This is a genomic window from Gordonia spumicola, from assembly GCF_009932475.1.
Taxonomy (GTDB): Bacteria; Actinomycetota; Actinomycetes; order Mycobacteriales; family Mycobacteriaceae; genus Gordonia; species Gordonia spumicola.
Map to the genome: position 1 here is coordinate 1,540,812 of NZ_BJOV01000005.1, position 12,906 is coordinate 1,553,717.

The 12,906-nt window shown below is 66.9% G+C and carries 12 protein-coding genes; 3 read left to right on the forward strand and 9 right to left on the reverse strand.

Annotated features, from left to right (window positions below):
- Positions 1–61 precede the first annotated feature (61 nt).
- Complete coding sequence (gene rpsA / locus GYB83_RS18375; RefSeq protein ID WP_161896778.1) at positions 62–1,528, reverse strand: 30S ribosomal protein S1; 1,467 nt, start codon at positions 1,526–1,528, stop codon at positions 62–64.
- A gap of 194 nt (positions 1,529–1,722) precedes the next feature.
- On the opposite strand from rpsA, the gene GYB83_RS18380 reads away from it, so the two are divergent.
- Positions 1,723–2,229, forward strand: coding sequence for a 2'-5' RNA ligase family protein (locus GYB83_RS18380; RefSeq protein WP_161896779.1), 507 nt, complete (start codon positions 1,723–1,725; stop codon positions 2,227–2,229).
- A complete protein-coding gene (locus GYB83_RS18385) occupies positions 2,219–3,046 on the forward strand; it encodes a class I SAM-dependent methyltransferase (RefSeq protein ID WP_161896780.1) in 828 nt (275 codons plus the stop codon). Before GYB83_RS18380 ends, GYB83_RS18385 begins: the two co-directional genes overlap by 11 nt.
- Before the next feature lie 4 nt (positions 3,047–3,050).
- Here GYB83_RS18385 and GYB83_RS18390 read toward each other — a convergent pair whose 3' ends face one another.
- The 3 genes from GYB83_RS18390 to GYB83_RS18400 are packed head-to-tail and all read right to left on the reverse strand — an operon-like array spanning position 3,051 to position 5,660.
- Positions 3,051–3,803, reverse strand: coding sequence for an amino acid ABC transporter ATP-binding protein (locus GYB83_RS18390; RefSeq protein ID WP_161897586.1), 753 nt, complete (start codon positions 3,801–3,803; stop codon positions 3,051–3,053).
- A gap of 31 nt (positions 3,804–3,834) precedes the next feature.
- The gene (locus GYB83_RS18395; protein ID WP_161896781.1) at positions 3,835–4,779 is read right to left on the reverse strand and encodes an amino acid ABC transporter permease; all 945 of its coding nucleotides are present in this window, start codon (positions 4,777–4,779) and stop codon (positions 3,835–3,837) included.
- A 2-nt stretch (positions 4,780–4,781) separates the two neighbouring features.
- Entirely contained in the window at positions 4,782–5,660 is an 879-nt protein-coding gene (locus tag GYB83_RS18400; RefSeq protein ID WP_228461608.1) for an ABC transporter substrate-binding protein, read from the reverse strand.
- A 187-nt stretch (positions 5,661–5,847) separates the two neighbouring features.
- On the opposite strand from GYB83_RS18400, the gene GYB83_RS18405 reads away from it, so the two are divergent.
- Positions 5,848–6,690, forward strand: coding sequence for a DUF559 domain-containing protein (locus tag GYB83_RS18405; protein WP_228461610.1), 843 nt, complete (start codon positions 5,848–5,850; stop codon positions 6,688–6,690).
- Between the two features lie 54 nt (positions 6,691–6,744).
- Here GYB83_RS18405 and GYB83_RS18410 read toward each other — a convergent pair whose 3' ends face one another.
- The 5 genes from GYB83_RS18410 to GYB83_RS18430 all read right to left on the reverse strand — a co-directional run bounded on the left by GYB83_RS18410 (position 6,745) and on the right by GYB83_RS18430 (position 12,852).
- On the reverse strand, positions 6,745–7,803 hold the full coding sequence (locus GYB83_RS18410) for an isocitrate/isopropylmalate dehydrogenase family protein (protein WP_161896783.1): 1,059 nt from the start codon (positions 7,801–7,803) through the stop codon (positions 6,745–6,747).
- Positions 7,804–7,835: 32 nt separating this feature from the next.
- On the reverse strand, positions 7,836–9,278 hold the full coding sequence (locus GYB83_RS18415; RefSeq protein WP_161896784.1) for a serine/threonine-protein kinase: 1,443 nt from the start codon (positions 9,276–9,278) through the stop codon (positions 7,836–7,838).
- A gap of 13 nt (positions 9,279–9,291) precedes the next feature.
- Entirely contained in the window at positions 9,292–9,786 is a 495-nt protein-coding gene (locus GYB83_RS18420; protein ID WP_161896785.1) for an SPOR domain-containing protein, read from the reverse strand.
- Positions 9,786–12,515 (reverse strand): DNA polymerase I, encoded by a 2,730-nt coding sequence (gene polA, locus GYB83_RS18425; RefSeq protein ID WP_161896786.1) that lies wholly within the window; start codon positions 12,513–12,515, stop codon positions 9,786–9,788. Before polA ends, GYB83_RS18420 begins: the two co-directional genes overlap by 1 nt.
- Positions 12,516–12,576: 61 nt before the next feature.
- Positions 12,577–12,852 carry a hypothetical protein gene (locus GYB83_RS18430; RefSeq protein WP_161896787.1) on the reverse strand — a complete coding sequence of 92 codons (276 nt, stop codon included), beginning with the start codon at positions 12,850–12,852 and terminating at the stop codon, positions 12,577–12,579.
- Positions 12,853–12,906 lie beyond the last annotated feature (54 nt).

A 12,906-nucleotide genomic window follows, 5' to 3' on the forward strand; every position in this document is an offset into this window, starting at 1 on the left:
CACTGAACCCCGGGACACGAGGTCCCGGGGTTCAGTGGTGCAGAGCTACGCGGTCAGGCGATCAGGCGTTGCCCGACAGCTTCTCGCGGAGAGCGGCGAGCTGCTCGTCGCTCGCAAGCGAACCGCCGGTCGACGCGGCACCGGTCGACGAAGCCGACTCGGTCGTGGTCGACGACGACGAGTAGTCGGTCGGAGCGTTCTCGGCCTCAGCGGCTGCTGCGGCGAACTTCTCCATCTGCGTGGTGTGCATCTTGTGGCGACGCTCGGCCTCGGCGTACCGGGCCTCCCATGCCTCACGCTGCGAGTCGAAGCCTTCGAGCCATTCGTTGGTCTCGGCGTCGAAGCCCTCGGGGAAGATGTAGTTGCCCTGGTCGTCGTAGCTGTCGGCCATGCCGTACTTCGACGGGTCGAACTCCTCCGAGTAGTCCTCGTTGGCCTGCTTCAGTGACAGCGAGATGCGACGACGATCGAGATCGATGTCGATGACCTTGACCATCGCGTCGTCGCCGACGGAGACGACCTGGTCCGGGACCTCGACGTGGCGCTCGGCCAGCTCCGAGATGTGGACGAGGCCTTCGATGCCCTCTTCGACGCGGACGAAGGCGCCGAACGGCACCAGCTTGGTGACCTTGCCCGGGACGATCTGACCGATCGCGTGGGTACGGGCGAACTGACGCCACGGGTCTTCCTGCGTCGCCTTGAGCGACAGCGAGACGCGCTCGCGGTCCATGTCGACGTCCAGGACCTCGACGGTGACCTCGTCGCCCACGGTGACGACCTCGGACGGGTGGTCGATGTGCTTCCACGACAGCTCGGAGACGTGCACCAGGCCGTCGACGCCGCCGAGATCGACGAATGCGCCGAAGTTGACGATCGAGGACACGACGCCCTTGCGGACCTGGCCCTTCTGCAGCTGGTTGAGGAACTCGCTGCGGACCTCGGACTGGGTCTGCTCGAGCCATGCACGACGCGACAGGACCACGTTGTTGCGGTTCTTGTCGAGCTCGATGATCTTGGCCTCGACCTCCTTGCCGATGTACGGCTGGAGGTCGCGGACGCGACGCATCTCGACGAGCGATGCGGGCAGGAAGCCGCGCAGGCCGATGTCCAGGATCAGGCCGCCCTTGACGACCTCGATGACGGTGCCCTTGACGGCCTCGTCCTTCTCCTTGAGCTCCTCGATCGTGCCCCAGGCGCGCTCGTACTGTGCGCGCTTCTTCGACAGGATGAGGCGGCCTTCCTTGTCCTCCTTGGTGAGGACAAGCGCTTCGACCTCGTCACCGACGGTGACGACTTCGCTCGGGTCGACGTCGTGCTTGATCGACAGCTCGCGCGACGGGATGACACCCTCGGTCTTGTAGCCGATGTCAAGCAGGACCTCGTCGCGGTCGACCTTGACGATGGTGCCCTCGACGATGTCGCCATCGTTGAAGTACTTGATCGTGGAGTCGATGGCGGCGAGGAAGTCCTCGGCGGTGCCGATATCGTTGACGGCGACCTGCGGCGAGGTGATGGTGGGGGACGACATGTGGTGAGTTGCTCCGGACAGGTAAGTAGTAGGTACGGATTCCGATAAGATCTGTGCGGAACGATCTGCGCAGGCCACAGCGGATTTCCGATGTTGGTTGCGCACGTGTTGGACACGCGCGTATACCAGGTTACTACCAGCCGCTGGCCTGCACAAATGGAATCGGTCGCGGGTCGAATGACAGGATCGTCGGTGTGGCCCACTCCATAGAACTGCTGCTCGACGACGCCGCCGACGAACTGATCCGACAACGGTGGCGATCGCTCACCGCGCTCGGCTCGAAGTCGGCCGTCGGACGCCCGCATTGCACGCTCGTCGCAGGGGATCGGATCTCCGGAGTCGACGCCCATCTCGCGACCGTCGCCCAGCGGCTGCCGATCCCCCTGCTCATCGGCCCTCCGGTCGCCCTGCCCGCCGACGGCGTCTTCACGCTGGCGGCGTCGGTGGTCCCGTCGACCGAGTTGCTGTCGATCCACGCGACGGTTCACCGCTTGTGCGCCGACGGGGTGGACGGCCTCGCCGACCACACTCGGCCGGGGATGTGGACGCCGCATGTGACCCTCGCTCGCCGACTCACCGCGTCGGAGGTCGGCACCGCACTCGCCCTGGACTGCGGTCCGATCCGGGCTCGCGCCACCGCGATTCGCCGGTGGGACGGAGACACGACGTCGGAGACGGTGGTGGCCGGCCGTGCCTGCTGACACTCCCCGACCGCCGCGAATCCTCGGCGAGGTCGACACCCCCACGAGCGAACGCGCCAACCGCAGCTGGTGGGACGACGAGGCCGACGAGTATCACGCCGAGCACGGCCGCTTCATCGGAAACCAGACGCCTGGCGGCGAGTTCGTCTGGGGCCCCGAACGTCTCAGGGAGTCCGACGTACGACTCCTCGGCGACGTCGACGGCAAGGACGTCCTGGAAGTCGGATGCGGCTCGGCCCCGTGCGCACGATGGCTGGCGGCCCGCGGCGCTCACGTGGTCGGCCTCGATGTCTCGGCGGGGATGCTCGCGCACGCCGTCGACGCGATGAAGCTCGACGACCGGCGGGTCCCCCTCGTGCAGGCGGGCGCCGAGCGACTGCCGTTCGCCGACGCGTCGTTCGACCTGGCGTGCTCGTCGTTCGGCGCGATCCCGTTCGTGGCCGACTCGGCACGCGCGATGCGCGAGGTGGCACGGGTGCTTCGCCCCGGCGGCCGCTGGGTGTTCGCCACCAATCACCCGATGCGGTGGATGTTCCTCGACGACCCCGGGCCCGAAGGGCTCGTGGTGCGGATGTCGTACTTCGACCGCACCCCGTACTCCGAGGCCGACGACTCCGGTCTCGTCACCTATGTCGAGCATCACCGCACGATGGGCGACCGCATCCGCGAGATCGTCGCGGCGGGCCTGATCCTCGACGACGTCGTCGAACCCGAGTGGCCCGACGACCTCGACGAGGAATGGGGCCAGTGGTCGCCCCTGCGCGGCTCGTACTTCCCCGGCACCGCGATCTTCGTGACGCGCAAACCCCTCGGCTGACCCGTCAGAGCAGCTTCGACAGGAACGACTGCGTGCGCTCGTGCTGCGGGTTCGAGAGGATCTCGCGCGGGTCGCCCTTCTCGACGACGACGCCGCCGTCCATGAAGACCAGTTGGTCGGCCACTTCGCGGGCGAAACCCATCTCGTGGGTGACGACGAGCATCGTCATGCCGTCCTTGGCGAGCGAGCGCATCACTTCCAGGACGTCGCCGACGAGTTCGGGGTCGAGAGCGGAGGTCGGCTCGTCGAACAGCATCAGCTTCGGGTCCATGGCGAGCGCCCGGGCGATCGCGACACGCTGCTGCTGGCCGCCCGACAGTTGTGCCGGGTAGGCGTCGGCCTTGGCGCGCAGGCCAACCTGGGTGAGCAGGTCGAGCGCTCGTTCGGAGGCCTGTGCCTTCGACTGCCCCTTCACCAGGACGGGCGCCTCGATGATGTTCTCGAGGACGGTGCGGTGCGGGAACAGGTTGAAGTGCTGGAACACCATGCCGATGTCGCGGCGCTGGCGGCCAGCCTCCTTCGGGCTCAGTTCGTACAGCTTGCCTCCGCGTTCGCGGTAGCCGATCAACTCACCGTCGACGGTCAGACGTCCGGCGTTGACCTTCTCCAGATGATTGACGCAGCGCAGGAACGTCGACTTCCCCGATCCGGACGGGCCGATGAGACACGCGACCTCGCCGCGCTGGACTTCCAGCGTGACGCCGGTCAAGACGTTGAGAGCGCCGAAGTTCTTGCACACCTGGTCGGCGACGACCATCGGCACTGTCGTGTCAGCGGTGGTCACAGACTCACCCTCCAATCATGTTCGAGTGAGGCGCAGCGGCCGCCAGCATCTTGAGCTGGCCGTCGGACAATGTCCGTGACGCGCCGCGCGAGTAACGCTTCTCCAAGAAGTGCTGGCCGACCATCAGAATGCTCGTGACGGCGAGATACCAGGTCGAGGCGACCAACAGCATCGGGATCGGCTCGAAGTTGATACCGGAGATGTCGCGTTGCACGCCGTAGAGCTCGCCGGTGAACGGCACGGCCGCCACGAGGCTGGTGGTTTTGAGCATGCTGATGAACTCGTTGCCGGTCGGCGGGATGATCACGCGCATCGCCTGAGGGAGGACGGTGCGGCGCATCGTCTGCCACCAGGTCATGCCCAGCGCGGTGGACGCCTCCATCTGCCCCTCGCCGACAGACGAGATGCCCGCGCGGACGATCTCCGCCATGTAGGCGGCCTCGTTGAGCGCCAGACCGATGCCCGCGAGGACGAACACGTACTCGAGGCTCCACTGCTGGATGTCGAACGAGACGAACGTCGGCCCGAACGGGACTCCGAAGTCGACGGTCTTGTAGATCGAGCCGATCAGGCCCCACAGGACCAACTGCACGTAGACCGGCGTCCCGCGGAAGATCCACAGGTACAGCCACGCCGTCCAGGCGAAGACCTTGTTCGGCGACATCCGCATCACGGCGAGCAGCACGCCGAGGACGACGCCGCCCACCATCGCGATCACGGTCAGCGCGAGCGTGTAGCCGACGCCTTCGAGGATGCGCTGCTCGAACAGGTACTTGCCGTACGTGCCCCAGCCGTACGCCTTGTTCGTCGCCGCGCCGTAGATGAACAGTCCGGCGAGGACGACGAGCACCACGCCCGCGATCACCTGGCCGGGATGCTTCACCGGCACCGCCTGGATCGGCGCGGGTCGTCCCCCGTCGACTGCGACGGGTTTGTCGTCGGTGTCCATCGTTACTCCTTCGCCCCGTTGATCTCTGAGTGGTCGATCATCCCGGCCTGCACGCCCCAGTGCTCGGTGATCTTCCGGTAGTAGCCGTTGTCGATGAGGTACTGCACGGCCTTCTGCAGTGCCAGCGCCAGCGTCGACCCCTTGCGAACGGGCATGCCGTACGGCGCGGCGTCGTAGGTAGGTCCGACGAGCTTGAGCTGACCCTCGGTCTTCTTGACCGCGTACGCGGTGACCGGCGAGTCGGCGGAGAACGCGTCGACCTGGCCGAGGAGGGCCGCGTTCACGGCCTGGTCCTGAGTGTCGAACTTGACCTTGACGATCGGGTCCTCGCCGCGCTGTTCGCATTCGAGGCTCTTCGCGGGAACCTCGTCGGTGTCCTCCACCGTCGTCGCCTGGACGCCGACGCGGAGACCGCATGCGGCGTCGGGGTCGATGTCGCGGCCCGCCTTCGTCGCCCACTGGACGCCCGCGCTGAAGTAGGTGACGAAGTCGACCTGCTTCTCCCGCTCCTTCGAGTCGGTGAACGACGACAGACCCACGTGATAGGTCCCCGCCTGCAGGGCAGGGATGATCTTGTCGAAGTCGGACTCGTGGTACTTCGGCGTCACACCGAGCACCTGCCCGATCGCGTTCATCAGGTCGATGTCGAAACCGATGATCTCGCCGTCGCGGTTCTTGAACTCGTTCGGCTGATACGGCGTGTTGGTGCCGACGTTGAGGACGCCGCCGTCACGGATGTCGGCGGGCAGCACCGCGGCGATGTCGGGTTGAGCCGCGATGGTCAGGGAGATCGGCTTGGTGTCCTTCGCCGACTCGTCGACGACGCAGCCGGACATCAGCACGGCCGCGCAGGCCAGCACCGCCGCAAGGCGAACGCGCATGAGTACCTTCTTGTTCTGTCGCATCGGATGATGAACCTACTCGAATCAGCCTGACGAGTATCGCCGATTCACATACTGGGCCACCGTGTCGGGTCGTCGATGGAACCGGATCGGGCGTCGGTGCGTCTAACCCTATGTGGGGGACAACGGCGCGATCGCAAGGTTTCTGGCTGACCACGACGGCGTCGTGACGATCGATCAGGCACTCTCCTGCGGGCTCAGTCGCGGCGAGATCAAGGGACGCGTCGCTCGCGGCGACTGGCTGGCGATGGCCCGCGGCCTCTATCGCTCCGCGACTCATCCGGTCACCGAGTCGTCCATGATTCGGGCCGCGGTACTCGCGTATCGAGGCGTCGCCGATCGGACGACCGCCGCTTGGTGGCACGGGCTGCTCGACGTCGTGCCGGAGGGCATCACCTTGTCGTGCGCGCAGGCTCGCGCACCCCTCGACTGGCCGGTGTCCATCCGTTCCGTCCGACGCCGATACGGCCCGTCTGCGCTGACGACTGTGCGCGACCTGCCCATCGCCCGGAAGCCGCTCACCGCTCTCATGACGTCCGTCGAGTTGGACGAGGGTTCGCAGTTCCTCGATCGAGCGCTGCAGACCAAGGCCGTCACCCTCGTCGAATTGCAGCGCGCTATCGACGACAACGCGGGTATCTGCGGAATGGCGCGGGCCAGACGGCTCGTCGCCGTCGCCGCCTCCGACAGCGAATCGGCGGCCGAACGGCTCTTCGTGACTCTCCTCAAGGACCGCGGACTGACCGGATGGGTCCAGCAACTCTGGCTCGGTCCATGGCGCATGGACTTCGCGTGGCCGGACCTGCAGATAGCCGTCGAGATCTCCGGATGGTCCTATCACCGCGACGTGCGCCGCCACGGAAACGACCTTGCAAAGGCCAACTACCTCGAGAGCATCGGCTGGCGGGAACTCCAATTCGACTGGCACATGATCAACGACTCGGGCGAGGACTGCATTCAGCAGGTGATCAACCTCATCGACGCCCGATCGACTGTCGACTCGTGGTGACCGCCCTCGATCTTGTTGACTTACGGCTCCCCACGAGCCCTAAGTCAACAAGATTCACATCGCAGCGAGCACCGCGGCGGTGAAAGCGGACGTCGACGCGCTACCGCCGAGGTCTGCGGTGGCGACACCGTCGGCGAGCACGTGCGCGACGGCGCCGTCGATGGAGTCGGCGGCCGCCGTCAGCGATTCGGAGCCCGATCGCTCGCCCTCCCAGCGCAGCAGCATAGACACCGATCCGATCGTCGCCACCGGATTCGCGACATCGCGGCCGGCGATGTCGGGTGCGGCGCCGTGGACGGCCTGTGCCATCGCACGGTCGGCCGACGAGTTCAACGATGCCGCGAGGCCGAGCGACCCCGACAGTTCGGCAGCGAGGTCGGACAGGATGTCGCCGAACAGGTTCTCGGTGACGACCACGTCGAAGTCGGCGGGACGTCGCACCAGCAGGGCGGCCATCGCGTCGACGTGTTCGGTGTCGACCGTGACGTCGGGATACCGCGTCGCGACCTGCAGGCAGACGTCACGGAACAGGCCCGTCGTCAGCCGCAGCACATTGGCCTTGTGCACCACGGTGACATGACCGCGACGGCGACGCGCCGCTTCGAATGCTTCGACGGCGATCCGTTCCGTCGCCGCCCTGGTGATCAGGCCGACCGACAGAGCGACGTCGGGTGTCGGCATGAACTCGCCCGATCCGACGGCCATGTTGCGGTCCGCGTAGAGGCCCTCGCTGTTCTCGCGGACGATGAGCAGATCGATGTCGGCCGCGGTGGCGTGGACGCCCGGGATCGCCCGTGCCGGACGGAGATTGGCGAACAGATCGAACTGTTTGCGCATCACCGCTCCGGGTGCGGGGTGACGGAAGGCCGGTGGGTACGACGCGCTGTCGTGCGGTCCGACCAACCACAGATCGATGTCGGCGAGCGCGTCCAATGTCGACTCCGGCACCGGAGCGCCGTGCGATTCGATCGCGGACGCGCCGAACGGAACGTCGACGGTCTCGAGCGTCACCCCGTGCGAGTCGAGCGCGCGGCGTGCGACCTCGACGGCCGCGGGCACCACTTCGGGCCCGATCCCGTCACCGGGCAGGACTGCGAGTCGTACGGATGTCATCGGTCGATTCTCCTAGTCTTGCAACACCGTTGTCAGCCGACACGACGTTGGACGTAGCAGGCGTCGGCGGCGAAGTTCGAGCACACCCGCTGCGCCTCTGCGAGCGAATTCGTCGGACGGACCACGGCGTAGTTCGAGTCGAGCCCGACGAGGGAACCGTCGACGATCACGGACCCGTAGTGCTGCCCCGCCCGCTCCTGCGCATTGCCGAGCTGATTGAACGCACCGAACTGCGCGAAGTACTGGGCGTCGTTCACCGACGGCGGCGGAGGCACGTAGCCCGGCGCCGACGGGTCGCCGCTCACCTCGATGTCCGGGGTCGGCGCCGGATACGTACGGACCGTGCTCGACGCCGTGTACGTCGTCGTCTCCGACGACAGTTCCGGCTCGGCGGTCACCTCGGTCGTGGTCGACACGTCGTCGACCGGAGTCTGAGCGACCGTCGTGGGACTGTTCCCTCGGTCGTCACTGAACAGCTTCGTCCCGACCACGGCAGCGCCCACGAGCAGAACCACAGTCAGCAACCCGAGCGCGATCGGCAACGCGCGCGACGGGCGCCCCGGCCGCGTGTAGTGGGGCTGCATCGGCGGATAGGTCGGCGACGGATGTCCGACGACGGTCGGCGGCATCTCGACGGTGCGAACGCTGCGTTGTTCGAGGACACGTCGCGCGTCGGCGACCATCTCCCCCGCCGTCTCGTACCGGTGACGCGGATCGGCGGCGAGTCCGCGCGCGACGACGGCGTCGATCGCGACCGGCAGTCCCGGAGTCGACAGGCTCGGCCGGGGTGGAGGCGACGTCAGCATCGCCTTGATCGCCGCACTGATCGACGGCGCCGGATAGGGCACGGCGCCCGTCAAGCACTCGACGAGAACGCAGGCCAACGCGTAGACGTCACTCGCAGGGGTGGCGGGCTGACCGTCGAACAATTCGGGAGCCATGTAGGCGATCGACCCGATCGCGCCACCGGTCTGAGTGAGGCGCGTGTCTCCCGCCGCGTTCGCGATGCCGAAATCGACGAGGTAGGCGAAGTCCTTCGAACCGACGAGGACGTTCTCCGGCTTCACGTCACGGTGGATCAACCGGTCGCGGTGCGCCGCGTCGAGCGCGGACGCGACCTGCTCCACGAGAGTCACCGCACGAGTCGGGGCCAGGCGACGCTCACGGGTCAACAGCGCCCGCAGGTCCTCGCCCTCGACGAGCCGCATGTCGATGAACAGCACGCCGTCGATCTCGCCCCAGTCGTGGATGGGCACCACGTGCGGTTCGCCCAGCCGAGCCGCCGTGCGGGATTCCCGGCGGAACCGCTCGCGATACACCGGATCGTCGGCATACATCGTGTGCAGCAGCTTCAGCGCGACGACACGCTCCTTGACCGTGTCGTACGCGCGATACACCTCGCCCATGCCACCCCGGCCGAGCAGCGCATCGACACGGTACCGGCCGAACTGCGAATTGACCCTGCTCACGGACATGTCTGCGACCAGGTCATTCGGCGTTCTTCACGACGCATGAACCGTCCGAAAACTGTGCGCAGACACTCGCGGCCTCACTGTAGGACGACGCGGGCCGGACCACGACCCATCTCGAGGACGATCCGACCGACGATCCGGACGTGATCACCGAGTTGTAGTGCTGGTCGCGCATGGCGACCGCATTCTCGTAGCTGTCGAACGCACCGAACTGCGCGTAGTAGGGCGCAGAGCCGCTGTCAGGCGCGGCAATCGTGGTGCGCGGAGTCTGCGTGACGGTCACCGGAGGTTGCACAGTCTGAGTGACGGTCTGCGGCGGAGTGACGGTGACCGTGCTCGTCCGTTGCGGCGCTTGTCGCAGGGTTGTCGTCGGGACAGACGAGGCTTCGTCGGCCGCGGAGGTGCTCGGCTTATCAGTCATCACCAGCCATGCGACGATGCCAAGCACGCCGACGAGCACAACGATCACGCCGACGATCGCGGGGAGCACCCAATCTCGACGTGTGTTCATCAGTGCGCGGCCTGATCCCAGGTTCGACCGAAGCCGACCGACACCTCGAGCGGGACGGACAGCTCGATGGCGCCGCCCATCTCCTCGCGGACCAGCGCCTCGACGGCGTCTCGCTCGTCGGCGGCGACGTCGAGCACCAGTTCGTCGTGCACTTGAAGGAGCATGCGCGAGCGGTGGCCCTCGGCGGTCAGGCGACGCTGGACGTTGATCATCGCGACCTTGATGATGTCGGCGGCGGTGCCCTGGATCGGCGCGTTCAACGCCATGCGCTCGGCGGACTGCCTGCGCTGGAAGTTGTCTGAGTTCAAGTCGGGAAGGTACCGGCGGCGGCCGAACAGGGTGGCCGTGTACTCGTTCCGACGTGCCTCGACGACCACGTTGTGCAGATAGTCGCGCACTCCACCGAACCGGTCGAAGTACTGCTCCATCTGCTGTTTGGCCTCTTCTCGACCGATCCCGAGCTGGGCGGCGAGACCGAACGCGCTCAACCCGTAGGCCAGACCGTACGACATCGCCTTCACCCGCGAGCGCATCTGGGCGTCCACCTGATCGACGGGTACCCCGAACGCGCGCGACCCGACGAAGTTGTGCAGGTCCTCCCCCGAGCGGAAGGCCTCGATGAGCCCTTCGTCCTCGGACAGGTGCGCCATGATGCGCATCTCGATCTGCGAGTAGTCGGCCGTCATCAACGAATCGAACTCGGGAGCCACGACAAAACCGCCGCGGATCTGCCTGCCGGCGTCGGTCCGGACCGGGATGTTCTGCAGGTTCGGATCGGTCGACGAGAGACGCCCGGTGGCCGCGACGGTCTGGTTGAACGTCGTGTGGATACGGCCGTCGTCGGCGACGGATTTCAGCAGACCGTCCACGGTCACCTTGAGGCGTGTCGCGTCGCGGTGCTCGAGCAGGAACTTCAGGAACGGGTGCTCGGTCTTCTCGTACAGTGACGCGAGCGCGTCGGCGTCGGTCGTGTAGCCGGTCTTCGTCTTCTTCGTCTTCGGCATGTCGAGCTTGTCGAAGAGGATCGCCTGCAGCTGCTTCGGCGAGCCGAGATTCACCTGTTCGCCGATCACCTCGTACGCCGACTCCGCGGCGTCGCGGACGCGCTGGGCGAACTCGGACTGCAGGTCGGTGAAGTGGTCGGTGTCGACCCCGATGCCGACCGCCTCCAGTTCCGCGAGGACGAACGCGAGCGGCAGCTCCATCTCGGTGAGGAGCGCCGTCGAGTCGATGCGTTCGAGTTCGGTGTCGAGGGCGTCGGCCAGTTCGGCGACGGCGCGGGCCGAGAGCATCAGGTTCTCGGCCGCGCGGGCCGCGTCCGCGTCGTCGTCGAGCAGCGACAGCTGTCCACCGTCGTCGACGGCGTCGTCGGCACGCAGCTCGCGGCGCAGGTAGCGGAGGGCGAGATCGTCGAGGTTGAAGGTCCGCTGGCCCGGGCGGACCAGATACGCCGCGAGCGACGTGTCGGACGTGACACCGGCGATCGTCCATCCCCGACCGCGGAAGGCGTGGACGGCCCACTTCGCCTCGTGGACGGCCTTGGCGATCGATTCGTCGGCCAACCAGTCGCCGAGAGCGGCCTCGTCGTCGACCGACAACGTCACCGGGTCGATGTACGCGGCCTCGCCGTCGGCCGCCGCGATCGCCAGACCGTCGACGTCGGCCCCGACGACCACCTGCTTGCCCGCCACCGAGATGCCGGATCGGCCGGTCCGCGCGTGCGCGTCGAGCCACGCCGAGACCTCGTCGGCTCCCAGGCGACTTCCGTTCACTTCGAAGCCCTCGTCGGCTTCGGGCTCGCTGGACGTCAGGGTCGAGAACAGACGATCGCGGAGGACCTTGAACTCGAGATCGTCGAACAAGCGGTGGATGCGGTCACGGTCCCACCCGTGCAGAACGAGGTCGGACGGCCCGACCGGCAGGTCCATCTCGCGTTTGAGCTCGGTGAGGTTCCGGTTCATGATGACGCCCGCGAGGTTCGCGCGCAGCGAGTCGCCGACCTTGCCGCGCACCTCGTCGGCGCGTTCGACGAGCTGCGCGAACGAGCCGTATTCACGGATCCACTTGGCCGCCGTCTTCTCGCCGACGCCGGGGATGCCTGGCAGGTTGTCGCTCGGATCGCCGCGAAGTGCCGCGAAGTCGGGGTACTGGGCGGGCGTGAGACCGTATTTGGCCTCCACCTCCTCCGGTGTGAACCGCGTCAGTTCGGACACGCCGCGCTTCGGGTAGAGGACGGTGATGTTGTCGTTGACGAGCTGCAGCGAGTCGCGGTCGCCGGTGACGACGAGGACCTTGAAGCCTTCGGCGTCGGCCCGTGTCGCGAGGGTGGCGATGATGTCGTCGGCCTCGAAACCGTCGACGGCGAACGCCTGGATGCCCATCGCCTCGAGCACGTCCTTCGTCAGATCGACCTGACCGCGGAACTCGTCGGGCGACTTGCTGCGCTGCGCCTTGTACTCCGGGAACATCTCCGAACGGAACGTCTTCCGGGAGACGTCGAACGCCGCGGCGATATGTGTCGGCTCCTCATCGCGCAGCAGGTTGATCAGCATCGACGTGAATCCGTAGACCGCGTTCGTGCTCTGGCCGGTGTTGGTCTTGAAGTTCTCCGGCGGCAGCGCGAAGAACGCTCGGTACGCGAGCGAATGCCCGTCGAGCAGCATGAGGGTCGGGCGGCCCCCCTTTGTTCGAGCGGACGATGGGCTGACAGACGACTGCGCGGGACTCACGGGACCAGCATAGTGATGCCGTCCGACAAATCCCGCGCGGTCGGCCGTCGCCCCCGCGGTGTCAGCTCACGGCGGCTGCGCCGACGGACCCCGCCACCCGAGAACCCTGCGGGCGTCCGTCGGCCGTCGTCCGCGAACGCATCACCACGACCAGCGCGACCGCGCACATCAGACTGATGATCAGTCCGATGTTGGTGATGTTGTACAGCGTCTGCGCGTCCGTCCGCGCGACCGCCCATGCGGTGATCAACGGTGCCGCGATGGCGCCCGCCCGCCCGAAGCCGAGCATCGCACCGTAGCCCTTCGCGCGCGCCTCGAGCGGGTACGCGGCGGGCACCAGCGCGCTGAACGAGGAGATGCCGACGCCGAGAACGAACGCGAGGATGTAGAT